Origin of the sequence: Enterobacter quasihormaechei (assembly GCF_004331385.1) — a bacterium.
Taxonomy (GTDB): Bacteria; Pseudomonadota; Gammaproteobacteria; order Enterobacterales; family Enterobacteriaceae; genus Enterobacter; species Enterobacter quasihormaechei.
Genome location: NZ_SJON01000012.1, coordinates 75,613 through 98,433, shown reverse-complemented (window position 1 = coordinate 98,433; position 22,821 = coordinate 75,613). Strand labels below are relative to the sequence as shown.

27 protein-coding genes are annotated in these 22,821 nt (G+C 58.1%); 10 read left to right on the top strand and 17 right to left on the bottom strand.

Annotation, left to right across the window (positions count from 1 at the left end):
- Positions 1-65: 65 nt before the first annotated feature.
- A complete protein-coding gene (locus tag E0L16_RS15785) occupies positions 66-713 on the top strand; it encodes a TetR/AcrR family transcriptional regulator (RefSeq protein WP_063868675.1) in 648 nt (215 codons plus the stop codon).
- Here E0L16_RS15785 and E0L16_RS15780 read toward each other — a convergent pair.
- Positions 710-1,129, bottom strand: a complete 420-nt coding sequence (locus E0L16_RS15780) for a GNAT family N-acetyltransferase (RefSeq protein WP_131637334.1) — start codon at positions 1,127-1,129, stop codon at positions 710-712. The two genes, E0L16_RS15785 and E0L16_RS15780, sit on opposite strands and share 4 nt — an antisense overlap.
- A gap of 255 nt (positions 1,130-1,384) precedes the next feature.
- The gene (locus E0L16_RS15770; RefSeq protein WP_063452081.1) at positions 1,385-2,335 is read right to left on the bottom strand and encodes a LacI family DNA-binding transcriptional regulator; all 951 of its coding nucleotides are present in this window, start codon (positions 2,333-2,335) and stop codon (positions 1,385-1,387) included.
- A gap of 293 nt (positions 2,336-2,628) precedes the next feature.
- Here E0L16_RS15770 and E0L16_RS15765 point away from each other — a divergent pair, with 293 nt between their 5' ends.
- From E0L16_RS15765 to E0L16_RS15740, 6 genes are all read left to right on the top strand, one after another.
- Positions 2,629-2,943, top strand: coding sequence for a PTS sugar transporter subunit IIB (locus E0L16_RS15765; protein WP_045336018.1), 315 nt, complete (start codon positions 2,629-2,631; stop codon positions 2,941-2,943).
- 11 nt (positions 2,944-2,954) lie between these two features.
- Positions 2,955-4,283: a PTS cellobiose transporter subunit IIC gene (locus tag E0L16_RS15760; RefSeq protein WP_003861036.1), complete on the top strand. Its 1,329-nt coding sequence runs from the start codon at positions 2,955-2,957 to the stop codon at positions 4,281-4,283.
- A gap of 17 nt (positions 4,284-4,300) precedes the next feature.
- Positions 4,301-5,677, top strand: coding sequence for a glycoside hydrolase family 1 protein (locus E0L16_RS15755; RefSeq protein WP_131637332.1), 1,377 nt, complete (start codon positions 4,301-4,303; stop codon positions 5,675-5,677).
- A gap of 5 nt (positions 5,678-5,682) precedes the next feature.
- Entirely contained in the window at positions 5,683-5,985 is a 303-nt protein-coding gene (locus E0L16_RS15750) for a PTS lactose/cellobiose transporter subunit IIA (RefSeq protein WP_014168006.1), read from the top strand.
- 136 nt (positions 5,986-6,121) lie between these two features.
- The gene (locus tag E0L16_RS15745) at positions 6,122-7,501 is read left to right on the top strand and encodes a carbohydrate porin (protein WP_063868667.1); all 1,380 of its coding nucleotides are present in this window, start codon (positions 6,122-6,124) and stop codon (positions 7,499-7,501) included.
- A 134-nt stretch (positions 7,502-7,635) separates the two neighbouring features.
- Positions 7,636-8,541: an EamA family transporter gene (locus E0L16_RS15740; RefSeq protein ID WP_063452078.1), complete on the top strand. Its 906-nt coding sequence runs from the start codon at positions 7,636-7,638 to the stop codon at positions 8,539-8,541.
- A 1-nt stretch (position 8,542) separates the two neighbouring features.
- Here the strand turns inward: E0L16_RS15740 and E0L16_RS15735 are convergent, their stop codons facing one another.
- The 5 genes from E0L16_RS15735 to E0L16_RS15715 all read right to left on the bottom strand — a co-directional run bounded on the left by E0L16_RS15735 (position 8,543) and on the right by E0L16_RS15715 (position 11,446).
- Complete coding sequence (locus tag E0L16_RS15735) at positions 8,543-8,809, bottom strand: Txe/YoeB family addiction module toxin (protein ID WP_112792470.1); 267 nt, start codon at positions 8,807-8,809, stop codon at positions 8,543-8,545.
- On the bottom strand, positions 8,784-9,056 hold the full coding sequence (locus tag E0L16_RS15730) for a type II toxin-antitoxin system Phd/YefM family antitoxin (RefSeq protein ID WP_131637330.1): 273 nt from the start codon (positions 9,054-9,056) through the stop codon (positions 8,784-8,786). The genes E0L16_RS15735 and E0L16_RS15730 overlap by 26 nt, the downstream gene beginning before the upstream one ends.
- A 56-nt stretch (positions 9,057-9,112) precedes the next feature.
- Positions 9,113-10,303, bottom strand: a complete 1,191-nt coding sequence (gene nepI / locus E0L16_RS15725; protein WP_107534342.1) for a purine ribonucleoside efflux pump NepI — start codon at positions 10,301-10,303, stop codon at positions 9,113-9,115.
- Positions 10,304-10,368: 65 nt separating this feature from the next.
- A complete protein-coding gene (locus tag E0L16_RS15720) occupies positions 10,369-10,896 on the bottom strand; it encodes an SRPBCC domain-containing protein (RefSeq protein WP_131637328.1) in 528 nt (175 codons plus the stop codon).
- A gap of 97 nt (positions 10,897-10,993) precedes the next feature.
- Positions 10,994-11,446 (bottom strand): DUF1198 domain-containing protein, encoded by a 453-nt coding sequence (locus E0L16_RS15715; protein WP_131637326.1) that lies wholly within the window; start codon positions 11,444-11,446, stop codon positions 10,994-10,996.
- Between the two features lie 99 nt (positions 11,447-11,545).
- Between E0L16_RS15715 and E0L16_RS15710 the strand changes: the two genes are divergently transcribed.
- Entirely contained in the window at positions 11,546-12,448 is a 903-nt protein-coding gene (locus E0L16_RS15710; protein WP_131637324.1) for a LysR family transcriptional regulator, read from the top strand.
- Here the strand turns inward: E0L16_RS15710 and E0L16_RS15705 are convergent.
- The 10 genes from E0L16_RS15705 to E0L16_RS15660 form a co-directional block, all read right to left on the bottom strand.
- Complete coding sequence (locus E0L16_RS15705; RefSeq protein ID WP_131637322.1) at positions 12,436-13,440, bottom strand: alpha/beta fold hydrolase; 1,005 nt, start codon at positions 13,438-13,440, stop codon at positions 12,436-12,438. The genes E0L16_RS15710 and E0L16_RS15705 overlap by 13 nt on opposite strands.
- Before the next feature lie 163 nt (positions 13,441-13,603).
- The gene (gene uhpT / locus E0L16_RS15700; protein ID WP_131637320.1) at positions 13,604-14,995 is read right to left on the bottom strand and encodes a hexose-6-phosphate:phosphate antiporter UhpT; all 1,392 of its coding nucleotides are present in this window, start codon (positions 14,993-14,995) and stop codon (positions 13,604-13,606) included.
- A gap of 132 nt (positions 14,996-15,127) precedes the next feature.
- On the bottom strand, positions 15,128-16,438 hold the full coding sequence (gene uhpC, locus E0L16_RS15695) for an MFS transporter (protein WP_131637318.1): 1,311 nt from the start codon (positions 16,436-16,438) through the stop codon (positions 15,128-15,130).
- Positions 16,431-17,936 (bottom strand): signal transduction histidine-protein kinase/phosphatase UhpB, encoded by a 1,506-nt coding sequence (uhpB, locus tag E0L16_RS15690; RefSeq protein WP_131637316.1) that lies wholly within the window; start codon positions 17,934-17,936, stop codon positions 16,431-16,433. Before uhpB ends, uhpC begins: the two co-directional genes overlap by 8 nt.
- Positions 17,933-18,526 (bottom strand): response regulator transcription factor UhpA, encoded by a 594-nt coding sequence (gene uhpA, locus E0L16_RS15685; RefSeq protein ID WP_003861054.1) that lies wholly within the window; start codon positions 18,524-18,526, stop codon positions 17,933-17,935. Before uhpA ends, uhpB begins: the two co-directional genes overlap by 4 nt.
- A gap of 123 nt (positions 18,527-18,649) precedes the next feature.
- A complete protein-coding gene (ilvN, locus tag E0L16_RS15680; RefSeq protein WP_010426528.1) occupies positions 18,650-18,937 on the bottom strand; it encodes an acetolactate synthase small subunit in 288 nt (95 codons plus the stop codon).
- 3 nt (positions 18,938-18,940) lie between these two features.
- A complete protein-coding gene (gene ilvB / locus E0L16_RS15675) occupies positions 18,941-20,629 on the bottom strand; it encodes an acetolactate synthase large subunit (protein ID WP_131637314.1) in 1,689 nt (562 codons plus the stop codon).
- 106 nt (positions 20,630-20,735) lie between these two features.
- Positions 20,736-20,834, bottom strand: a complete 99-nt coding sequence (ivbL, locus tag E0L16_RS15670; RefSeq protein ID WP_057979964.1) for an ilvB operon leader peptide IvbL — start codon at positions 20,832-20,834, stop codon at positions 20,736-20,738.
- 146 nt (positions 20,835-20,980) lie between these two features.
- The gene (locus E0L16_RS15665; protein WP_063452214.1) at positions 20,981-21,397 is read right to left on the bottom strand and encodes a helix-turn-helix domain-containing protein; all 417 of its coding nucleotides are present in this window, start codon (positions 21,395-21,397) and stop codon (positions 20,981-20,983) included.
- Between the two features lie 44 nt (positions 21,398-21,441).
- The gene (locus E0L16_RS15660; protein ID WP_131637312.1) at positions 21,442-21,711 is read right to left on the bottom strand and encodes a type II toxin-antitoxin system HigB family toxin; all 270 of its coding nucleotides are present in this window, start codon (positions 21,709-21,711) and stop codon (positions 21,442-21,444) included.
- A gap of 487 nt (positions 21,712-22,198) precedes the next feature.
- Here E0L16_RS15660 and tisB point away from each other — a divergent pair, with 487 nt between their 5' ends.
- Positions 22,199-22,288, top strand: coding sequence for a type I toxin-antitoxin system toxin TisB (tisB, locus tag E0L16_RS22360; RefSeq protein ID WP_017383683.1), 90 nt, complete (start codon positions 22,199-22,201; stop codon positions 22,286-22,288).
- Between the two features lie 64 nt (positions 22,289-22,352).
- The gene (locus tag E0L16_RS15650) at positions 22,353-22,799 is read left to right on the top strand and encodes a GNAT family N-acetyltransferase (protein WP_063868644.1); all 447 of its coding nucleotides are present in this window, start codon (positions 22,353-22,355) and stop codon (positions 22,797-22,799) included.
- Positions 22,800-22,821: the final 22 nt, after the last annotated feature.

Below are 22,821 nucleotides of genomic sequence, written 5' to 3'. Positions count from 1 at the left end.
AAATTAATTAATCGAATAATTAATATTCAGGTAAGTTATGGATAAGATCAAGAGACAGCGCGACCGTGCCAGCACTAAAAGACAATTCTGAACCCCGCCGTCCCGGTCGTCCGCGCGGCGGCAAACGCGTTACCGCCAGCCGCGAGCAGCTGCTGGATATCGCCCTGAACCTCTTCTCCCGCCAGGGGATTGCCAATACCTCGCTGAACGCCATCGCCCGCGAAGCTGGCGTGACGCCCGCCATGCTGCACTATTACTTCAACTCCAGAGAGCAGTTGCTGGATGCGATGATCGAGGAGCGCTTTCTGCCGTTACGCGAGCGGATCGGGACCATTTTCGCCGACAACCGGGAATCTCCGGTCAATGCCCTTACGGAAATGGTTAAGGTGCTGGCCGAACTGGCGGAAGAGCACCACTGGTTTGCACCGTTGTGGATGCAGGAGGTGATTGGCGAGATGCCGGTACTGCGTACGCATTTGCAGGAACGTTTTGGCGATGAGAAATATCAGACCACGCTGACAACCATTAAAGGCTGGCAGCAGGAAGGAAAGCTGAATCCCGCCCTGGCCCCCGAACTGCTGTTCACGACGCTGCTGAGCCTGGTGCTGGTGCCGTTCTCACGCATGCGCAACGACGAGAGGCTTAGCGCCCTCTCGCCGGAGAAAGTTGTGCGCCACGTGTTAGCCGTGATCGGCAACGGGATCGGCGGTTAAAGATGTTTGGTCAGGTAGTGTCTCTGCATTCCCTGATAAGGATAATCCTGCAAGGACATCTGCACCTTATAACCCTGCTTTTCATAGAACGGACGCGCCTGGAAGCTGACCGTATCCACCAGCGCGTGACGACAGCCTTTGCGGCGGGCCTCTTCTTCGGCCGTTTTGATGAGCTGGCTGCCAACGCCCGTTCCGCGCACGCTGTCGCTAACCCACAGAAAGTCGATGTTCAGCCAGTCGCCTTTACGTACGCCGATTAATCCGCCCAGCATGACGCCGTTGTCGTCTCGCACATATACGCCAATATCGCCGCTAAACGTCGCAAGATCTAAATACTGCGCGTTATAGGCTCTTAGCCCCGTTAATAATTCTTCTTTTTCTTCAGCCGTGACATTATCTGTAATGCTCAGGTGCATAATTTTCTCCTTATTTTTTGTACTGTTTCACTATCGCACAGATGCATAGCAGGGAAAATTCATACTTTTGGCTGGGGTCACGACGCTGAAAGCCGCCCTATATTTCAGGGAAAAGCCGTGGCTTTACCGGAGGTCATGATGAAATCAGCGCACCTGGGCGCCTGTTGGGATGCGGTGAGTCAGGTAGATTGTATGGAGGATTAGTGAGGGTTAAGCGCCGGGTGACGCTACGCTTACCCGGCCTGGAAAACATCTCTAACGCTTGCGCACATCCGGAATGATTAAATCCCCACGCAGCACGTACGACCCCAGCATCTGCGTTTTTTCATTCAGCCAGGTCACGATGCGCGCCGCCATGGCGTCCATGGAATACTCAATAGCCGGGATCACCGGGATACCCGGCAGATGCAGCGAACCGGCCAGGCTAAAGACCATGATGTCTTCCGGTACCGATTTATTAAACGCCTGAAGTTGCGGGATCACCCGCTGGGCTTCCTGCTCGTCTGCCACCAGCAACGCGTTGAAGTTCAGCGTGGACGCGTTGTTGAGTAATTCCTGAAGCGCAACGGACGACGAGGTCGCGTCCATAAACACGAGGTTGCGATTAAAGGGCAGGAAGTTTTTCTCCAGCGCGTGCTTGTAGCCCAGCAGCACCTGGTCGGCGAATCCGCTGCCGTGCGGGTGGATCAGGGCAATCTGGCGACGCCCCTGGCTGGTGAGGTAGTTACACGCCGTTTCAGCCGCGAACGCGTGATCGAACTGAATGCTGTTGGCGTTATCGGCCTCCATGCAGTCGACCAGAATCACGTTGTCCATGTCGACATCCAGCGGGAAACGCGCGCCAATCACCAGAATGTCATCACATAAGCCGCAGGAGAGTTCTTCAAGGGCGTTCATCACTTCTGTTTTGGTGTGCGCGAAACGCAGCAGCAGGTGTTTCTGATGCTGGCTGAGGTGCTTTTCCAGCGCGTACAGGTAACCGGTGGTCTGGTTAATGTTCTCCTGCGCGCAAATCACCCCAATGCAGCCCGTCGACTGGCTGAGCAGCGACTGGGCAATCACGTTAGGACGATAGTTCAGCTCATCCACCGCTTTCAGCACAGCCTGACGGCTGGCTTCCTTAACGCCACGCGACCCGCTCAACACCCGTGATACCGTGGCTTTGGACACCCCGGCCAGACGTGATACATCGTTGATTGTAGACATCTTTCTCCCCTGTCAGACGCAACTGGCGCCTGTAATTTCCATCACCGCTACGGCTCACATTATAGCCAGAACGGAGTATATCCGTTTCCGTTTTCCATGGAAACCGATTTTCCGTTTCCACTCAAATTGATGTCAAAACAGCCAAATTATGTGACCCACATCCAGTTAATAAGCCCCATAAGCAGGGGATATTGATGGTTGTCACACTTCTGTCTTTTATAAATGGAAACCGGTTTCCGTATCATGTCCAATCATCCTCGCAATAACTTTTTACATTTTGAGGATGGTTGTCGATGTTCAAGATTATGCTGTGCTGCTCTGCCGGGATGTCCACCAGCCTGCTGGTCAGCAAAATGGTCGATGTTGCAAAAGAACGGGGCTTGCCCGTGAAGATAGATGCGTACGGCGTATCCGAATTTGATACGCAGTTTCCGCACTATCAGGTGGTACTTCTCGGACCGCAAGTGAAATACATGTTAAAGACGCTTTCAGACAAGGCAGCGACGCAAGGCATTCCGGTGCAGCCCATCGACATGATGGACTATGGCATGCAGCGTGGCGATAAAGTACTGGACTATGCTCTGTCGCTCATCGAAGCGGCACACTAAAAGGTGTTCACATGAGTTCGTTATATCAATCTATGGTCGCGGTCATTGAGCAATCAATTACCCCGCTGGCCGCGAAGCTGGGTCAGCAAAAGTATGTGATTGCCATCCGCGACGGCTTTACCGCCGCGCTGCCGTTCATGATCATCGGCTCGTTTATGCTGGTGTTTATCTTCCCGCCGTTCTCGGCGGATACCACCAACAGCTTCGCCCGCGGCTGGCTGGACTTTTCCGAGACCTACCGCGAACAGCTGATGCTGCCGTTTAACCTCAGCATGGGGGTGATGACGTTCTTTATCTCGGTGGGGATTGGCGCGAGTCTGGGACGTCAGTTTAACCTCGACCCGGTGATGTCCGGTCTGCTGGCCTTTATGGCTTTCCTGCTGGTCGCCGCGCCGTATGCCGACGGCAAGATCTCCACGCAGTACCTCTCTGGTCAGGGCATTTTCACCGCGCTGATCACTGCAATTTACTCTACCCGCGTCTATGCGTGGCTGAAGCAGAACAACGTCACCATCCGCCTGCCGAAGGAAGTGCCAACCGGCGTGGCGCGTTCGTTTGAGATCCTGATCCCGGTGATGGTGGTGATCGGTACCCTGCACCCGCTGAACCTGTTCATTGAAGCGCAGACCGGCATGATCATCCCGCAGGCGATCATGCACCTGCTGGAGCCGCTGGTCTCGGCGTCCGACTCCCTGCCCGCCATTCTGCTCTCCGTGCTGCTGTGCCAGATCTTCTGGTTTGCCGGTATTCACGGCTCGCTGATTGTCACCGGCATCATGAACCCGTTCTGGATGGCGAACCTCTCGGCAAACCAGGCGGCACTGGCGGCGGGCGCAGCGCTGCCGCACGTTTATCTGCAAGGCTTCTGGGACCACTACCTGCTGATTGGCGGCGTAGGCTCAACCCTACCGCTGGCGTTCCTGCTGCTGCGCAGCCGCGTTACGCACCTGCGCACCATCGGCAAAATGGGCGTTGTGCCAAGCTTCTTTAACATCAACGAACCGATTCTGTTCGGCGCGCCGATCATCATGAACCCGATGCTGTTTATCCCGTTTGTGTTTGTTCCGCTGGTCAACGCCTGTCTGGCGTACGGCGCGACGAAGCTCGGCTGGCTGGCGCAGGTGGTGTCGTTAACCCCGTGGACCACGCCCGCGCCGATTGGCGCCTCGTGGGCGGCGAACTGGGCGCTCAGCCCGGTGGTGATGTGCCTCGTCTGCATGGTGATGTCGGCGCTGATGTACCTGCCGTTCCTGCGCGCCTACGAGCGTACGCTCATCAAAAACGAAGAGCAGAAAGCGCAGGCTGCAACCGTGGGTGCCGCTGAAGCCACAAGCAATTAAGTCAAAGAGGAAGAGTCATGAAATACGCATTTCCCGATAACTTCTGGTGGGGCAGCGCCAGCTCCGCTCTCCAGACCGAAGGGGCAAGAGAGGGGGAAACCACGTGGGATTACTGGTTTGCCCGCGAGCCGAACCGTTTTCACAACGGCGTGGGGCCGCAGCAGACCTCCGCGTTTTATCAGCACTGGAAAACGGACATTCAGCTGTTAAAGCAGCTGAACCACAACAGCTTTCGCACCTCGATTAGCTGGGCGCGCCTGATCCCCGACGGTATCGGTGAAGTGAACCCGGAAGCGGTCGATTTTTACAATCAGGTCATTGATGAGCTGAATGAACAGGGCATCACGCCGTTTATGACCCTGTTCCATTTCGACATGCCGATGGCGATGCAGGAGATCGGCGGCTGGGAAAACCGTGACGTGGTGGAAGCTTACGCCCGCTATGCGCAGATTTGCTTCGAGCTGTTTGGCGATCGCGTGCTGCACTGGTTTACCTTCAACGAGCCGATTGTGCCGGTAGAGGGCGGTTATCTGTACGACTTCCACTACCCGAACGTGGTGGATTTTCGTCGGGCAGCGACCGTGGCCTATCACACCGTACTGGCCCACGCGAAGGCGGTTCAGGCCTACCGCGCCGGGCATTACGCGGGGGAGATCGGCATCGTGCTGAACCTGACGCCGTCCTACCCGCGCTCGCAGAACCCGGCGGACGTGAAGGCCGCGCACATCGCAGACCTGATGTTTAACCGCAGCTTCCTTGACCCGGTCCTGCGCGGGGAATATCCGGCGGACCTGGTGGCGCTGCTGAAGGCGTACGACCAGCTGCCTGCCTGCAAGCCGGAAGACAGCGCGCTGATTGCGGAAGGAAAAATCGACCTGCTCGGCGTGAACTACTATCAGCCGCGTCGCGTGAAGTGTCGCGACAGCGCGGTGAACCCGCAGGCGCCGTTTATGCCGGAGTGGTTCTTTGATAACTACGAGATGCCGGGCCGCAAGATGAATCCGTACCGCGGCTGGGAAATCTACGCGCCGGGTATTTACGATATTCTGGTTAACCTGCGCGACAATTACGGTAACCCTCGCTGCTTTATTTCGGAAAACGGCATGGGCGTCGAAAATGAACAGCGCTTTATTGAAAATGGTCAGATTAACGATCAATACCGCATCGAGTTTATTTCAGAGCATTTATCGTGGCTGCATAAAGGGATTAGCGAAGGGTGCAATTGCCTTGGCTACCATATGTGGACGTTTATTGATAACTGGTCGTGGTGTAATGCGTATAAAAACCGCTACGGTTTTATCCAGCTCGATTTAGAGACGCAGCAGCGCACTATGAAGAAAAGCGGCGAGTGGTTTGCTGCCACTGCCTTAAATAATAGTTTTGAAAAAGAGTAATAATGATGATCGCACTAGAAGAAGCCGTAATGGAAATTATCGTCAACGCCGGGCAGTCCCGCAGCCTGTGCTTTGAAGCGCTGCACGCGGCGCGCCAGGGTAACCTTGATGAAGCCAAAAGCCTGCTGCGCGAAGCCGACGGCTACGCGCGCCAGGCGCACAAGATGCAGACCAAACTGATCGAGCAGGATGCGGGCGAAGCCCGCCAGCCGATGACGTTAATTATGGTGCACGCCCAGGATCATTTAATGAATTCCCTGCTGGCGCGTGAATTATCTGAAGAAATTATTCATTTATATCAGAGATAGTCTATGGCGAATTAATTACTGTAATACCTCTGTACCCTAAATAGAGATCCACTTGTTCTGATGATAGCGACATACTCTGTCAGATCGGAGCGGGATGGTTATTGTCTGAATAAAATTAAACTATATTGAGATAACCATGAATACGATTAAAAAACTTCCATTAACCATGGCGGTTATCGCCGCGCTGTGCCCAATTTCCGTCCTCGCACAAGAATTTACCCAGGAGCAAATCGACGCCATTGTGGCGAAAGCGGTAGATAAAGCCCTGGCCGAGCGTCAGGCCAAAATGGATGCGGCGGTCGCGAAAAAAGCGGACGTCATCACCGAGCCGCAGAGCGCGGCGCAGTCTCCGGATATGGCGATCCCGTTCGGGGTGAAATTTACCGGCTATGCCCGCTACGGCGCGCACTTCCAGGCCGCCGATCAGAAATACGTGGCGGTGGACGGCTCCTACAACGGCGCGTCCGCGATTGGTCGTCTGGGTAACGAAGGCAACGGCGGTGAATTCCAGCTCTCCAAGGCCTTCAAAGGGGACAACGGCGCCATCTGGGACATCAACGTGATGATCGACCACTGGGGCGACGAGGTTAACCTGAAGAAAGCCTACGCGGGCGTGACCAACATTATGGCCTCCAACCCGAACGCCTACTTCTGGGCCGGTCGTGACTTCCACCAGCGTCCACAGCAGGGCATTAACGATTACTTCTGGATGAACCACGACGGCCAGGGCGCCGGGGTGAAGAACTTCGACATTGGCGGCGTGCAGTTTGACGTGGCTGCCGTGGCGGCGGTCGAATCCTGTAGCCCGGAGGTGATGGAAGACGAAGCGAACCCGTCGCGCATCACCTGTACCGGCGGTTCCGGCACGGGCGACAAGGGCAACTACGCCGCGACCTCCAAAATCCACGGCATGAAGCTCGGCCCGATCGACATGGAGCTGTACGCCAACTACGGCTTCGACTCCAAGGCCGTTGAGAGCGACGAGCGTCTGAACGCCTGGCAGGGCGGCGTGGTGCTGAGCCACACCAACGACAGCGGCGTGAACAAGGTGATCGCCCGCTACTCCGATAACGCGGACAACAGCGTGTTCAACAAAACCGAAGACCTGACCACGGTCTACGCCAGCTTCGAAGGGCTGTATAAATTCACCCAGGCTACGCAGGTAGAGTACATTCTCGCCTTCCACGACTATGACAACAGCCGCGATGACGCCGACAACCGCAAGAACTACAACGCCATCGTGCGCCCGATGCACTGGTGGAACGACGTTCACTCCACCTGGCTGGAAGCGGGCTGGCAGCACGTTGATTACGACAACGGCGGCGACAACAAGGGCTGGAAGCTGACCCTGTCGCAGAACATGTCTATCGCCATGGGGCCGGAGTTCCGTCCGATGCTGCGCTTCTACGTGACCGGCGGCAAGGTGGATAATGAACGCACCGCGCGCGTAAACAATACCAAAGACGAGACGCTCGACGACTTCAACGTCGGCGCAATGTGGGAGGCGTGGTTCTAATACAGTGCCGTTTGTTTCGCCCGGCGGCGCTGCGCTTGCACGGGCCTACAAGGTTTTGTAGGCCGGATAAGCGTAGCGCCATCCGGCAAGATCCCATGTTATGCTACAAAAAAACCAACATAACAGGGGAGAACATGGGTTCCACACGCAAAGGGATGCTGAACGTCCTGATTGCCGCCGTTTTATGGGGCAGTTCCGGCGTTTGTGCGCAGTACATCATGGAGAAAAGCCACATTTCTTCGCCTTACCTGACCATGGTTCGCCTGCTGTTTACCGGCGTGATCCTGTTGACGCTCTCCTTCGTTCACGGCGACAAAATTTTCTCGGTCATCAAAAACCGCAAGGACGCCCTCAGCCTGCTGTTTTTCTCGCTGGTCGGCGCGCTTACCGTGCAGCTTACCTTCCTGCTGACGATTGAAAAATCCAACGCCGCTACGGCGACCGTGCTCCAGTTCCTGTCGCCGACCATTATCGTGGCGTGGTTCGCCCTGGCGCGGAAAACGCGTCCCGGCGTGTTTGTCCTGTCCGCGATTTTCACGTCGCTTGTGGGCACCTTCCTGCTGGTGACCCACGGCGACCCGACCTCGCTCTCCATCTCCCCTGCCGCGCTGTTCTTCGGCATCGCCTCGGCGTTTGCCGCCGCGTTTTACACCACCTATCCGTCGACGCTGATCGCCCGCTACGGCACGCTGCCCATTGTCGGCTGGAGTATGTTAATTGCGGGACTGATGCTAACGCCGTTCTACGCCGGACGCGGAACAACCTTCGCCATCGACGGCGGCCTGCTGCTGGCGTTTTTCTACCTGGTGGTGATCGGCACGGCGCTGACGTTCAGCCTGTATCTGAAGGGCGCGCAGATGATCGGCGGGCCGAAGGCGAGCATTCTGAGCTGCGCCGAGCCGCTGAGCAGCGCGCTGCTGTCGGTGGTGTTGCTGGGCGTGGCGTTCACCCTGCCTGACTGGCTGGGGACGCTGTTGATTGTGTCGTCGGTGGTGCTGATTTCGATGGATTCGAGAAGACGGGTGAAGGCATCGGCGTGATCTACGAAGAATAATGATAGCGGCACATTAAAATAGTGAGAGCGCTATCCGACACCCCGTAAACCAGACGGTCAGTATCATTGATTCGGCGGGACCAGTATCCGGAAAGGTTACCTTTAAGCGGTTCCGGCTTACCCAGGCCATCGAAGGGTTGACGCTTCGCATCTTCAATCAATTTATTGATTCTGCGAAGCGTTTTCTTATCCTGCTCCTGCCACCACAGGTAATCATCCCAGCCGTTATCAGTCCAAATCAGTAGCCTGGTCATCTATCAAATCCCTCTGCGTGGTTTTTCCGGTGTTGACCTGTGCGATTGACTCCATCAGTCGACTGGCATTGGCAGGCGAACTCATCAGATGGATGGTTTCCATCATCGAGTTGTAGTGCTGTAAAGACATCACTACCGCATCCCCCCCGTTTCGGCGGCTGATGATGGTGGTCTCCACGTTGTTATTCACGTCGTCCAACACATCTTTGAGTCGGCTTCGTGCTTCGGTAAACGTCACAACCTGCATATCTCCTCCTGTACAAGTTACGGTACAAGTATATCGATGGGGTGACTATTAATCAATCAGCGCGCCTTCACCTTTCCCGCCACCAGCAGCGCGGTCAGCAGCATCAGCGTGCCGGAAATCACCAGCGGTGACGTCAGCCCCAGATGGTCGAGCGCCACGCCGCCCACCGCCGCGCCGCAGGTGTTCGCCAGCTGGATCACCGCCACCTGAATCGACCCGGCTTTTTCCGCCTGATCGGCAAGCGAGCGGGTGATCCACGTCGACCAGCCCACCGGCACCAGCGCAAACGCAAAGCCCCAGACGATCGCAATCGCCGACGCAACCCACTTATCGCTGCCCCACAGCACCAGCACCGCGGCGCTGATCGCCAGCACCAACGGCGCACCCGCCAGCGCCACCTTCAGGGAGCGCTTCAGGAATTGGGACGACAGCGAGGTGCCGACGAAGCTGGCGATACCAAAGCTCAGCAGCACCAGCGTCAGGCCGTCCACGTCAAAGCCCGCCATGGTCATATAGACCGGGCGGATATAGGTGAAGAAGGCAAACTGCCCGGCAAAGGCCATGAAGATGGCGGTCATCCCCGCCAGCACGCCCGGACGCTTGAGCAGCGCGAACATGTTCTGTTTGTGGTGTGCCGCTTCGCCCGGCAGGGACGGCAGCGCTTTCCACACCCAGATAATGCAGAGCACACCCATCACTGCCGCCGCGTTAAAGACGTTACGCCAGCCGATAATCCCGCCGAGGAAGCTGCCCAGCGGCGCGGCGATCACCAGCGCGATGGAGACCGCGCCGAAGATAACGGACAGCGCTTTTGGCACGGTGCGCGCGGGCACCAGGCGCATGGTCAGCGAGGCCGACATCGCCCAGAAGCCGCCTAATCCCAGCCCCAGGCAGGCGCGACCCAGCAGCAGCAGGGTGAAGCTTTCAGCGAAAGAGACCAGCAGGCAGGAGAGCGTCAGCAGCACGCTGAACAGGATGACCACTTTACGACGGTCAATGGTGCCAATCGCCTGGGTGATAAACAGGCTGGCGAACATCGCCACAAAGGCGGTAACGGTGACGGATTGCCCCGCCACGCCTTCGGAAATGCCCAGATCCTGCGCCATCGGCGTCAGCAGGCTGACCGGCAGAAACTCAACGGTGATCAGGCAGGCGACGCAGAACGCCACGGAGAAAACCGCCGACCAGTTGGGGCGTGAAACCTCGCTGGTCTGCGGTCTGGTCGAGGGCTGGATATGTTCTGTCATGGCATCACCTGAAGATAAAAACGTGCGGAAAAGTCGCGCAGTTTATCATCAAAAGTGTGACGGATTTAACGATTTGACAACTTTTCTTGCATCGCCGCATTCGCCAGCCCGACGATCCACTCCTGGTGCCCGTTAATCATCGGGTTCGGCACGGTGCGAGCAAGCTCCTGTGCAGGCACGCCTTTCTGCGATTCCTGCGTCAGAATGCGCACGCGGTTTCCCGGAAGATCTTCAAACAGCCAGGCGTGGATCACGTCCAGACGAGAATTCGCATCCCCTTCCACCCAGCCGTGCCAGGCAATGCGCGCAGCTTCACCGTCCGTCGGCGGAACATACTCCGTCACCTGCGCTTCAACCGGGAAGCCGAAGGTGGTGAAGCGAAAGCGGGCGTTAGCGCTCAGCGCCGGGCCGCTGCCGTCGTGAAAACGAATGTCTTCCGCATTGCTGTAGTAGCCCGGCCAGAGGGAGGTGTCGTTGAGCTGCGCCCAGACTTCTTTCGCGCTCAGCCCGGCAACGATGATTTCATTAGATGCAAAGTTATCGGTGGTACCCGGCAGGTAGTCGTTCGGCCAGATAATGGCGGATTGTTTCATGGTTCACCTCATCAGTTAGTTGATGAGGTGATGGTGCCCCCGCGAGTGGTATAAATCTAATGACGATGCTTTATACTCTTCATCACGATTCGTGATATCAGTGCAGATAGAATACTCCCTCTTCCGGCAGGAAGAGCTGGTTGTAGCGCAGCTGGAAGGCGTTAAGCTCCTGCGGATCGGGCTCTATTTCGCGCATAAAGCCGAGCGCGAGGCGAATCTGCGCATCGGTAATGGGTGCGACCAGACGGGCTTTACGCAGCATACGGTGCCAGGTATGCAGATTTTCTTCGCTGCCATCGACGATGCAGACCTGCCAGATCAGTAGCACCTGCGCGGCATTTTGCAGATGCGCCTCGTCGGGGCGTTCAAGGTAGCGGATAAACTCATTGCCCGGCGTTTTACCGAACTGGTCAATCATCGACTCGACCGGCATCGGGGTGATCCCCAGCCGCTCGCTTAAACGTTTGATGGCGCGGCGGGAGTCTGAGGTCAGGACACGAAATCCAACCACAAACACCACGGCAAGCGTTGCCAGCATTATCCAGACCATGCGTTCTCCTTAGACTAGCCGCTCATCATAGCGGGAAACGCAGCGCGTCGACAGCGGGCAGCGCCATAATAGTGAACGGAAAAGAGGTGGAAAAACGTCATGAAAGCGGATCTGCGCACGCTGGATCTTAACCTGCTGAAAACGCTGGATGCCCTGCTGGACGAACGCAACGTCACCCGCGCGGCGGGGCGTCTTGCACTGACCCAGCCTGCGGTGAGCGGCATGCTCAACCGCCTGCGGGATTACTTTGACGATCCGCTATTTATTCGCGCGCCGCACGGGATGGTGCCAACCACGCGCGCCGAAGCGTTAGCCGCTCCGGTGAAGCGCATTCTCGCTGATATCGACATGCTGCTTCAGCCCGTGGCGTTTGACCCTATCACCGCAGCGCTCACCTTCACCCTCGCCGCGACTGACTACGCCCTGCGTGCGGTCGTCGTACCCTTTATCGCCGCCCTTAAGGTGCAGGCTCCCTCTGTCCGCGTGCGCGTCGTGCCCGTGGAACCGGGTCGCCTGGTCAGCCAGCTTGAACAGGGCAGCGTTGACGTGGCGCTGATCACTCCGCACACCACGCCAGATGAGCTTCACAGCCGTGCGCTTTATGATGAACGGTATGTTTGCATGATGCGTGCCGACCATCCGGATGCCGGAAAACCTGTCACGTTAGACCGTTTTTGCGCCCTGGAGCATGTACTCGTCTCTTACGAGGGCGATGGTTTTCGTGGCGTAACGGATAGCGCGCTGGAGAAAATTGGCCGCATGCGGCACGTGGGATTATCGGTGAGCAACTTTTTGGTGCTGCCGGACGTGCTGGCCCTCAGCGATATGATTGCCGTCGTGCCGTCACGCATCGCGGAAAACCAGACGGGGATGTTCGTCTGCGAGACACCGATTCCCGTACCCGGCTTTACCAAAAGCATGGCCTGGCACGGCAGAACGCACCGCAACCCCGCGCAGGCATGGCTGCGCGGGCTATTGCTGGAGACCAGTCAGCGCGCCTGAAGCCCTTTCAGCAGCGCCTCGTGGAAGCGTGCGGGGGCCTGCATCTGCGGCGCGTGGCCCATGTCATTAAACTCGACCAGCGTCGCGTGCGGAATGCGCTTCGCCGTCTCTTTCCCCAGCACCGCATAGTTGCCGAGCGTCTTGCGGATCTCCGGCGGGGCGAGGTCTTTCCCGATGGCGGTGTTGTCCTTCGTGCCGATCATCAATAATACCGGCATCTTCAGGTCGCTAAATTCGTAGATAACCGGCTGGGTGTAGATCATGTCGTAGAGCAGCGCCGAGTTCCACGCCACGCGCGCTTTACCCGGCCCGTTGTTCAGCCCGGCAAGCATGGTGACCCAGCGCTCGTATTCCGGCTTCCACTCCCCGGCGTAGTAGGTGTTTTTCTCGTACTGACGAATGCCGTCGGCGCTGACCTTCAGCTCGCGCTGGTGCCACTGGTCAACCGTGATATGCGGCACGCCGCGGGCTTTCCAGTCTTCCAGGCCTATCGGGTTCACCATCACCAGCTGCTCTACCTGCTGCGGCCACATTAGCGCGTAGCGGGTTGCCAGCATGCCGCCGGTCGAGTGGCCGATAACCGTCGCGCGATCGACGCCAAGCGATGTGAGCAGCGCGTGGGTGTTGTCCGCCAGCTGCTGGAAGGTGTACTGGTAATGGTCCGGCTTGGTGGATTTACAGAAGCCGATCTGGTCGGGTGCGATCACGCGATACCCGCTGGCCGACAGCGCACGGATCGTGCCGTCCCAGGTGCCGGCGCAGAAATTTTTGCCGTGCATCAGCACCACGGTACGTCCGTTGGGTTTTTCCGGCTTCACGTCCAGGTAAGCCATATCCAGAGGCTGGTTTTGCGAGGTAAAGGTAAAGTGTTTTACCGGCCAGCCGTAGTCGAAACCTTCCAGCTTCTCGCCGTAGGTGGGGGCATCCGCGGCCATTGCGGGAGACGCTAGCGCCATCAGCAGCGCCAGGCAGGACAATCGTCGGGTTAACATGCAAGCTCTCCGTTAGCAAAAGGGGCTAAGGCTGCACGAAAGGCGGCAGCAAAAAACACTGTAGAGCATGGAGAGGTGCGAGTGTGTAAAGCGGTGTAAAGGTAGGACGCGCAAATAAAAAAAGCCCGGCATCACACACCGGGCAAAGACGTTACCTGCACACTCAGGCCGCTTTTAATTTCTGCGCGCGGTTCTCGCGGCGAATTTTACGTTCTTCCAGCACCGCGACCATCGCCATCAGGACGATACAGCCAATCGCTGCCGCATCCAGCGCCGCGAAGGTGCCCGCCCAGCCGGTGAGGCCGAAAATCGGCGTGCCGTCGGCGATCATCCCCAGGCCCAGCTTGGCGAAGCTGTCGCCGATCAGGTAGGCGAAGGTGCCTTTAATCCCATCGGCGGCGCCGATCGCTTTTTTCGGCACGAACCCTACGGCCGCCACGCCAATCAGCAACTGCGGGCCAAACACCAGGAAGCCGAGCGCAAACAGGGACGCCAGATAAACGTACTGGTTGCTGGCGTGCTGGTAGACGCCCAGCGTGGCGATAATCAGCGCCAGCGCGACGCAGGCCACCAGCGCGCGACGGCCGTTGGCGAGATCCGAAAGCCAGCCCCACAGCAGCGTGCCGACCAGCGCGCCCACTTCGAACAGGGTGAAGCCCTGAATCGCCACCTCTTTCGAGAGCTTCAGCTCCTGGAAGGCGTATACCGTAGACCACTGGTCGATGCCGATGCGCACCACGTACAGGAAGATGTTCGAGAAGCACAGCAGCCAGATCACTTTGTTTTTCAGCACGTACTCAACAAAGATCTGCCATTTGGACATTTCGTTCTCTTCGGTCTCTTTGTCCTCTTCGCTGATCTCTTCCCCGAACAGCTCTTCGGCTTTGCCGAGGCCGTAGGATTCCGGGGAGTCGCTGCCGAAGCGCAGGCCGATAAAGCCGACGATCAGGGCGATAATCGACGGGAAGATAAACATGCCGATCACGTGACCGTCGAACAGGTAGTTCGCGCCAAACAGCGCCACGCCTGCCGCACCCGCCCCGCCGAGGTTGTGGGAGATGTTCCACATGCCGAGGTACGAACCCCGCTTGCGGCGCGGCGTCCATTTGGTGATGGTGGAGTAGCTGCACGACCCGCCGGTGCTCTGGAAGAAACCGCTCAGGGCGTAGAAAGCGATCATCAGGAACAGGCTGACGGAGCCCGAGCCCATGCTGGCGCTGAAGCCGAGCATACAGATGGCGGAGAGGATCAGCATAAACGGCAGGAACTGCTTGGTGTTTTTGCCGTCCGCGTAGTAGGACACAACCGTTTTCCCCACCCCGTAGGTGATGGAGAAGCCCAGGCCAATCATCCCCAGCTGCGTCATGCTCAGCCCGTAGGTCGAGATCATGTCGTTCTGCGCGATGTTAAAGTTTTTGCGGATCAGGTACATGGTCAGGTAGCCGATGAAGACCACCAGATAAGACTGCATGAACGGTTTGAACCACATCTTGCGCCGCACGTCGAGCGGCAGATCCAGGGTCGGCTTGCGTACCTGGTTTAGGAAGGCCAGCATGGTTGGTTTACTCCTGAGCTGATTTTTGCAGCATTGTAAAAATCAGCCGGGAGAGATGCCTGAGACAGCGTCCAGGTGAAACCGGGAAAATTTCTTAGTTTTGCGGCACTCGGCAACAAAAGGTGAGGCGCGTCACGCTTCGCGCGGCGTCTGGGCGTGCAAAAACGGCAGCAGCAGCAGGGCCGAGATGCCCGCCGCGATGGCGATCGCCGCGAAGAATCCGCTCCAGTGCCAGATGTCGATCACCCGCGCCAGCGGCCAGCCGGAGAGCGACGCGCCGAGGTAGGCAAACAGCCCGACAAAGCCCGTCGCCGCGCCTGCCGCCTCTTTGTGCGAGCACTCCGCCGCCGCCATGCCGATCAGCATCTGCGGGCCAAAGACGAAAAAGCCGATGGTGAAGAAGCACGCCGCCTGCATGACGTAGCTGGCGAACGGCATCAGCCACAGCGAGCCCACAGAGAGTAAAATCCCGGCGGCAAAAATCAGGTTCATCGGGCCGCGGTTGCCGTTGAACAGCTTATCCGATCCCCAGCCCGCTACCAGCGCGCCGATAAACCCGCCCAGCTCGAACATTGTGACCGCCGAATTAGCGGTGACCAGATCCACACCCAGCGTCTCGGACATGTACAGGTTGCCCCAGTCGTTGATGGCCGCGCGCACCACGTAGACCAGCACGTAGCAGAGGGACAGCAGCCAGATGTACGGATTTTTCAGCACGTATTTGGTGAGGATTTCCTGGCGGGACAGCCCGGCGCCCTCCTGCTGCTGGGCGATCTCCATCTCGTCGTGCCGCCAGTCGCCCACCGCAGGCAGGCCGACGGTTTGCGGCCTGTCGCGCAGGCGCCAGCAGAGGAACAGCCCGGCGACAATCGCGAGGGCACCGGCAATCATCATCCCCGTGCGCCAGCCGTAGTGCAGCGCGGCAGCCCCCACCACCATCGGGATCAGCGCCCCGCCGACGTTATGCGCGGTGTTCCAGATCGCCCACCAGCCGCCGCGCTCGTTGCGCGAGTACCAGGCGGTGAGCAGGCGGGCGCAGACCGGCGCGCCCCAGCCCTGGAAAAAGGCGTTCAGCGCCCACAGCAGAGCAAAGGCCCACAGCGAGGTGGAAAAGCCGAACAGGATGTTCACCACGCCGGTGGCGATCAGCCCGACGCCCATGAAATAGCGCGCGTTGGAGCGGTCGCTGACGATGCCGGAGAAAAACTTCGACAGGCCGTAGGTGATGTAAAACAGCGTCGCCAGCAAGCCGATATCGGTGCGCGTCATCACGCCGCTGGCGAGGATTTCCGGCGCGGCGGCGTTGAAGCTTTTGCGAGTGAAGTAGAATAGCGCGTAGCCGAGCCAGATGGTGGTCAGGATATGGCGACGCCAGTAGCGGTAGCGGGCGTCGATTTCCGCTTTGTTGCTTAAAGGGGCTACGCTGGCGGGCGTTTTAAACATGATACGTCCTTAACGGCAGGCTGACGCTGACGCGCGTCCCGTGGGTGCAGGAAAGGTTCAGCGTGCCGCCCAGCGCCTTGACGCGCTCGCGCATCCCCGCCAGGCCAAACCCCTGCTGGCCGGAGCCCGGCGGCAGGCCGCAGCCGTCGTCGTCTATCACCAGCATCAGTCGCTCGTCCTGCTGCCAGCCCTGGATCGTCACCGCGCTGGCATTGGCGTGTTTGACGATGTTGTTCAGCCCTTCCTGACAGACGCGGAACAGCGTCACGCGCTGGCCTTCGCTCAGCGCAGGTTCGTTAATACGCCAGTCAAGATGGCTGACAATGCCGCGGCTTTCGAGCTCCATCTCACGCATCAGGGAGCGTATCGCCTGCTCCAGCGACAGGTCATCAAGCTGGCGCGGACGCAGCCGTCCCAGCAAGCGGCGAACGGCGTCATAGACGCCCAGCGAAAGCTGTTCTATATGCGCCCCGCCCTGCTTCACGCTCGCGTTATCCGCCGCCAGACGCTGGACGATGCCCGCCTGCGTGCGGATGGCGGTAATGGTCTGGCCGATATCGTCGTGCAGCTCGCGGGCGACCTCCTGACGCACGCTCTCCTCGGTCTCCAGCAGACGCTCCGCCAGACGGCGGTTGCGCGCCAGCTCGGCTTGCAGGGACTGGTTCAGCTCGCGCAGACGCTGAATGCCCGCCCCGAGCAGCAGCCCGGTCAGGCTCTGGGCCAGCAGCGAGAGCAGCAGATCCACCGGATGATCGTGCCAGGTCTGGCTGGCGATCAGCGCGATGGCGTTCATCAGCGTGGCGATCAAAGCGCCCTGCCAGCCGTAGTGCCAGGCCAGAGCGATAATCGGCAGCGCCAGACAAAACGGCGTGAAGCGCGATAATTCAGCGGGCAGACCCAGCTGTAGCCACAGGCTCACGACAAACAGCAGCAGATACCAAATCAGGTGCCGGGCGCGCCAGTTCACCGGCTGGGAGACCAGCGCCGGGCCGAGCGGCTGCCAGACGGTGCTGGTAAGGTAGTGCCAGATCACAAGGCAGGTCGGGGCCAGCGTCAGTCCGCCGGTCAGGGTCAGCAGCAGGGCGTTGAGCACCTCCTTTTCGCCCATCCACGGCAGAGACTGCAACAGCGCGGCGGCAATCAGCGCCGCCCCCTGACGCAGCAGCGTGCGCCAGTCGCGCTGGTGACGATAGCGGGAAATCAGGGCAACGGGGAGAAGCGTGAGCAGGCTTCCGGTCATCAATAAGGGAAGATGCGCGAGGGCCACCTCCTGCGCCAGCCAGATCAGCATCAGCCACTCCGCACCGAGCAAAACGGGCCAGTATCCGCGCGGGCACTGGAGCATTAATCCCAGACGCAGGCCGAAGGGAAACAGCAGCACCGCCAGCTCCGGACGTTCCACCAGGTGCAGACTGATGCTCCACAGGCAAAACCATGCGGCGGAGAAGATAAAAAAGCTGGCAGCGACGGCGATCAGCCTTGAAAACAGGGAGTTCATTGCCAGCTGTCAAACATGCGGCGCGCCAGTTCAACGTCGTTGCTGACGTTGAGTTTTTCCATCAGGTTGGCGCGATGAACGTGTACGGTTTTGGGCGACAGGCCCAGCTCTACGGCAATCTCTTTTACCGACATGCCCTGGGCAAGCTTCTCCGCCACCTGGCGCTCGCGCCTGGTGAGCGGATCCTGCCGTCCGGCCGCCAGCTTGATGGCGATATCCGGCGTCAGGTAGCAGCCGCCGGTAGAGACGGTACGCACGGCGGCAATCAGCTCGTCCGGGCTACAGCGTTTGGAGAGGAAGCCGCGCGCGCCCGCGTTGAGCGCCTGCTCGACCAGCGCCGGGCTGTCGTGGACCGAAAGCATGATCGTCGCCATCCCTTTCGGCAGCTGGCTCAACAGCTCCAGCCCGGAGAGATCCGGCATCGAGATGTCGCAGATACAGACCTGCACCCCGCGCCCCGGCAGGCCCGCCAGCGCCTCGCGCCCGGAGCCAAACTCGGCCACAACCTGAAAATCCGGTTCGAGGTTGAGGAGCTGGGCAAAGCCGGAGCGGACGATAAGGTGGTCGTCGATGAGAGCGATGGTGGTCATGTGTGTTCCTGCGGTCTGAAATGCCGGATGGCGGCGTAAACGCCTTATCCGGCCTACGCGTAACGTCCTTGTAGGCCGGATAAGCGCAGCGTCATCCGGCAAAAGCCTCTTACCTTAAGTGATTTACTCGAAAAACACCGCAATTTTGTTAAACATGGTGGGATCGGACTGGTTGCGCGCCACTTTGGTGACATCTTCCAGCTTGTCGATCTGCGCCATCATCTGCTCCAGACGCTGGTCGTCGTTCACCAGTAGCCAGATGCGGCTGTGCTCGCTGCCCTGAATCGGCAGACACAAAATGCCTTCTACGTTAAACGCCCGGCGGGCAAAGAGCCCGCAGACGTGCGTCATAACGCCAGGGTGGTTGCGGACGGTGAGTTCCAGAATGACGTTATCATGTTGTTTCTGCATGGCTTATTCCCCCACCATCTCAGTATTGGCCGCACCCGGCGGCACCATCGGATACACTTTTTGCTGCGCGTCGATACGCACGTGGATCAGCGCCGGGCCCGGACGAGCAATCGCCTCCTGCAACGCCGCGTGGGCATCGTCTTCGGCGTTCAGATCGCAGGTGTGCAGGCCAAAACCGGCGGCAATCTGCATGAAGTTGATCGTCCCCGGATAGGTCGCGGCAAACACGCCCTGCTTGTAGAACAGGCTCTGCTGCTGGTGCACCAGACCCAGCGCCTCGTTGTTCATCAGGATGATTTTGACGTCCAGCTGGTTTTCGGCCGCGGTCGCCATTTCCTGAATGTTCATCATCAGGCTGCCGTCGCCGGAGAAGCAGATAACCTTGCGGTCCGGGTTGGCGAGCGCCGCGCCTACTGCCGCCGGCAGGCCGAAGCCCATGGTGCCGAGGCCGCCGGAGGTCAGCCACTGGCGCGGACGGTTCAGCGGATAGGCCTGCGCGGTCCACATCTGATGCTGGCCGACGTCGGTGGTGATGATCGCGCTGTCGTCCACGCAGGCGGCCACGGCGTTGATCAGCCCGTAGTGGCTCAGCGGGTCGCCCTCGGTTGGGATGGCGCCCGGGAACTCGCGTTGCAGATCGGCCACCAGTTTACGCCAGTCGGTGCGGTCAACTGCGTCCGTCTGCGGGATCAGCTGCGCCAGCACGTCGGCCACGTCGCCCTGAATCGCCACGTGCGGCTGCTTGATTTTACCCAGCTCGGCGCGGTCGATATCCACATGAATAATTTTGGCGTTCGGGCAGAACTCCTCGGTTTTGCCAATCGCCCGGTCATCAAAACGTGCACCCATAACAATCAGCAAATCCGCCTCTTGCAGGATGTAGTTGGTGCTGCGCGCGCCGTGCATGCCCAGCATGCCTAAAGACAATGGGTGCGCTTTAGGCAGCATGCCCAGCGCCATCAGGGTCATCGTGGTCGGCAGGCTGGCTTTTTCCGCGAACGCACGGATTTCATCCGCGGCGTTAATCGCCCCGCCGCCCAGATAGAGCACCGGACGTCTGGCGGCGTTAATCATGGCGGCGGCGTCGCGCACGCTCTCAGCGCTGAATTCCGGCGCGGGGGCACGCTCGCCCGGCGCAGGCAGCACGTCGATCTCGATCTCTGCGGTCTGTACGTCCTTAGGAATGTCTATCCACACCGGACCCGGGCGGCCAGACTGCGCAATGCGGAACGCATCGCTGATCACCTGAGGCAGCTCGCTGATATCGCGAACTAAATAGTTATGTTTGGTGATGGGGATAGAGATGCCGTAGGTATCCACTTCCTGGAACGCATCGGTGCCGATCATCGAGGACGGTACCTGGCCGGTAATGCAGATCAGCGGAATGGAGTCGAGACGCGCGTCGGCGATGGCGGTCACCAGGTTAGTGGCGCCCGGCCCGCTACAGGCCATACACACCGCCGGTTTGCCCTGGGTACGCGCCATGCCCTGAGCGATAAAACCGGCTCCCTGCTCGTGACGCGCCAGCACGTGGCGGATCTGCGTGCTTTGGCTTAACGCATCATACAGCGGCAGCACGGTTCCACCCGGAATACCCGCAACCGTGGTGATGCCCTGTCGTTCCAGTAAATGAACAATCAGCTGCGCGCCTGTAAAACGCGTCTTTGTGGATGTTGTGCCCGAACTTGCCATGCTCCAGTCCTTTTCTTCTGAGCCAGCCTTCCGGGGAGGGTCCTAAACGAAAAACCCCGCCCGGTTTGCGCCGGCGGGGTTTTGGATTCGTGTGTTGATCCAGTCCCTACGGCGCATTGCCGACGACCACCACCACACGCACGACGACCACTGCGGCTGGTTGCGCAGTTTTTAGTAGGGTCGAAGTGAAGATGGATGAAGTCATTGGGGACCTGTGTTTGGAATCATTGATTGAATTTATACAAACACAGGTTTTCGGGCGTGACAATGGAAATATTTTCATCTGCGCAAAAATGCGTCAGGGATCACGTTTCGTTTGTTGGGTGATGAAACCATAAAAAGGCTTTTATCTCACTCAATAAACAGCGCAGGCGAAACGCCAAAGCGGGCCGCCAGTTTTTTTATATGGTTCAGTGTGAGCTGACGCTGCCCATTGAGTACCCTTGAAACCATTGATTTACTGCCTATTTCATCCTGAAAATCCGAAATAGTGAGTTTGTGCTGATCCATAAGCGTTCTTAACACCGCAATCCCCACGGGAACAGATTCCATCTCCTGGCGTAGCGCGACAATTTCAGGCCGGTTTGCTTCGTAGCGGCTGATTCTCGCACATACAATATCCAGTAAAGGGCTGCCAGGTTCATGCATGAGCAGATACTCAACCAGCTCCAGTGCGTCCTGGTAATCCTTCTCGTTAGGATGTTCACCCAGCAGAGGAACAGCCGCAACAAGGTCATGCGTAGCTTTTAGTGCATCAGCAACGATCATCATTTCTTCCCCTTAGTGCGATGTTTCTCCGTAAAACGGTCATATTACTTATGAGTAAAAACATGGCGCACATAAAACTTTTGGCTTTCAAAGAAAATGAGAGCCACTACTCTGAGATTGTTATTTGCAATATCAATAACATAATGCTTATCGAGATACTTGAAGTTATCCAGCGTTGGAAACAGTTTTCTTAGCGCAGCAGGCGTCGGGCAATGGCTTTTTTCGATAACTCTTCCCAAAAAGAGAAGTTCATCCCTGTATTGTGGAAACTGGCTTACCGCCTCACAAACTGCCTTCATTGAGATTAAATGCATACTGCATGCCTGCCGCGTCCGTTGCCATAATGGCAACAATAACATGCGTTGCCAATATGTCAACGCCCGTCAATTTTTTGTCTAACCTCAGAAAACAAAAAACCCCGCCTAAGCGAGGTTTTTTTCAGGGTTTTGCGGTTGGTCGCCGCAGAACACACTGTGTTACGTCAACGCGAAAAGTATACGCGATCGAAGACGAACGCGCAATTCCGGCACGGATTTTGACGTTTTTGAGTATGGATCGCCTTCCAAATTTTGTCCATAAAATACTGTTCATGCATACAGTATTTATCTATACTGAGGGTGTTCGCAGTGAGCGAGGGGGCCGCAGTTTACCGGCGCAACGAAGTCCTGGCTGAAACGGGTGGTGCCGTCAGTGCCTTAACCCCTGAAGTGAGCACACTGTGTTACGTCAATCCAGGTGCTGGCCACAGGCGGCGGAAAGGTACGCCAGCATCGTGCTCCTTTTAACCAAAAGGAGACGCGTATGAGCGTCGTGGATATGGTCATACTTGTCCTCAAACTCATTGTTGCTGTATTGCAACTGCTTGATGCTGTCCTGAAATACGTTCGGTGATTCAGGTTCAAGTCGCACCTGAGAGGGGCGGGCAACCGCCCCTCTTTAACAACGAGGGAATGCTATGTCGCGTCTGTTAATTGAGCCTGTTACGCCTGATGAGCCGGGCTATATCGCCCTGAAGGCCGAGAGTATCGCGTTGAATTTCAACATGCTGCGCAGGCTGGAAGAGAACTGGCAGCGAGGTGAAAACCGCTTCAATGCCCCGGGTGAAAAGCTGCTGGGGGCGTTTCTTAACGGCAAGCTAGTGGGCGTGTGCGGTCTTAATCGCGATCCGTTCAGCCAGCAGCCGCGCGCCGGACGTATTCGTCATCTCTATGTCAGCGAAAAGTGCCGCGGGCTGGGCATTGGAAAGCAGCTTTTGACCGTGGTGATGGCGGATGCCAGCATCTGGTTTGATTTTCTTAATACCCATGCGCCGGAAACTGCGTACGGATTTTATCATCGGGCAGGCTTCAGGCTGGTGTCAGACGAACCCCGGGTCACGCACCGCCTTTTTTGCGCAGTGTAAGCGTCTGGCAGCATCCAAGGGT

What these genes read in the sequence shown, in the direction of transcription:
- E0L16_RS15780 (WP_131637334.1), bottom strand. Translation starts at nt 1,129, where the DNA reads ATGCACCTGAGCATTACAGATAATGTCACGGCTGAAGAAAAAGAAGAA.
- E0L16_RS15770 (WP_063452081.1), bottom strand. Translation starts at nt 2,335, where the DNA reads ATGTCTACAATCAACGATGTATCACGTCTGGCCGGGGTGTCCAAAGCC.
- E0L16_RS15765 (WP_045336018.1), top strand. Translation starts at nt 2,629, where the DNA reads ATGTTCAAGATTATGCTGTGCTGCTCTGCCGGGATGTCCACCAGCCTG.
- E0L16_RS15760 (WP_003861036.1), top strand. Translation starts at nt 2,955, where the DNA reads ATGAGTTCGTTATATCAATCTATGGTCGCGGTCATTGAGCAATCAATT.
- E0L16_RS15755 (WP_131637332.1), top strand. Translation starts at nt 4,301, where the DNA reads ATGAAATACGCATTTCCCGATAACTTCTGGTGGGGCAGCGCCAGCTCC.
- E0L16_RS15750 (WP_014168006.1), top strand. Translation starts at nt 5,683, where the DNA reads ATGATCGCACTAGAAGAAGCCGTAATGGAAATTATCGTCAACGCCGGG.
- E0L16_RS15745 (WP_063868667.1), top strand. Translation starts at nt 6,122, where the DNA reads ATGAATACGATTAAAAAACTTCCATTAACCATGGCGGTTATCGCCGCG.
- E0L16_RS15740 (WP_063452078.1), top strand. Translation starts at nt 7,636, where the DNA reads ATGGGTTCCACACGCAAAGGGATGCTGAACGTCCTGATTGCCGCCGTT.
- E0L16_RS15735 (WP_112792470.1), bottom strand. Translation starts at nt 8,809, where the DNA reads ATGACCAGGCTACTGATTTGGACTGATAACGGCTGGGATGATTACCTG.
- E0L16_RS15730 (WP_131637330.1), bottom strand. Translation starts at nt 9,056, where the DNA reads ATGCAGGTTGTGACGTTTACCGAAGCACGAAGCCGACTCAAAGATGTG.
- nepI (WP_107534342.1), bottom strand. Translation starts at nt 10,303, where the DNA reads ATGACAGAACATATCCAGCCCTCGACCAGACCGCAGACCAGCGAGGTT.
- E0L16_RS15720 (WP_131637328.1), bottom strand. Translation starts at nt 10,896, where the DNA reads ATGAAACAATCCGCCATTATCTGGCCGAACGACTACCTGCCGGGTACC.
- E0L16_RS15715 (WP_131637326.1), bottom strand. Translation starts at nt 11,446, where the DNA reads ATGGTCTGGATAATGCTGGCAACGCTTGCCGTGGTGTTTGTGGTTGGA.
- E0L16_RS15710 (WP_131637324.1), top strand. Translation starts at nt 11,546, where the DNA reads ATGAAAGCGGATCTGCGCACGCTGGATCTTAACCTGCTGAAAACGCTG.
- E0L16_RS15705 (WP_131637322.1), bottom strand. Translation starts at nt 13,440, where the DNA reads ATGTTAACCCGACGATTGTCCTGCCTGGCGCTGCTGATGGCGCTAGCG.
- uhpT (WP_131637320.1), bottom strand. Translation starts at nt 14,995, where the DNA reads ATGCTGGCCTTCCTAAACCAGGTACGCAAGCCGACCCTGGATCTGCCG.
- uhpC (WP_131637318.1), bottom strand. Translation starts at nt 16,438, where the DNA reads ATGTTTAAAACGCCCGCCAGCGTAGCCCCTTTAAGCAACAAAGCGGAA.
- uhpB (WP_131637316.1), bottom strand. Translation starts at nt 17,936, where the DNA reads ATGAACTCCCTGTTTTCAAGGCTGATCGCCGTCGCTGCCAGCTTTTTT.
- uhpA (WP_003861054.1), bottom strand. Translation starts at nt 18,526, where the DNA reads ATGACCACCATCGCTCTCATCGACGACCACCTTATCGTCCGCTCCGGC.
- ilvN (WP_010426528.1), bottom strand. Translation starts at nt 18,937, where the DNA reads ATGCAGAAACAACATGATAACGTCATTCTGGAACTCACCGTCCGCAAC.
- ilvB (WP_131637314.1), bottom strand. Translation starts at nt 20,629, where the DNA reads ATGGCAAGTTCGGGCACAACATCCACAAAGACGCGTTTTACAGGCGCG.
- ivbL (WP_057979964.1), bottom strand. Translation starts at nt 20,834, where the DNA reads ATGACTTCATCCATCTTCACTTCGACCCTACTAAAAACTGCGCAACCA.
- E0L16_RS15665 (WP_063452214.1), bottom strand. Translation starts at nt 21,397, where the DNA reads ATGATCGTTGCTGATGCACTAAAAGCTACGCATGACCTTGTTGCGGCT.
- E0L16_RS15660 (WP_131637312.1), bottom strand. Translation starts at nt 21,711, where the DNA reads ATGCATTTAATCTCAATGAAGGCAGTTTGTGAGGCGGTAAGCCAGTTT.
- tisB (WP_017383683.1), top strand. Translation starts at nt 22,199, where the DNA reads ATGAGCGTCGTGGATATGGTCATACTTGTCCTCAAACTCATTGTTGCT.
- E0L16_RS15650 (WP_063868644.1), top strand. Translation starts at nt 22,353, where the DNA reads ATGTCGCGTCTGTTAATTGAGCCTGTTACGCCTGATGAGCCGGGCTAT.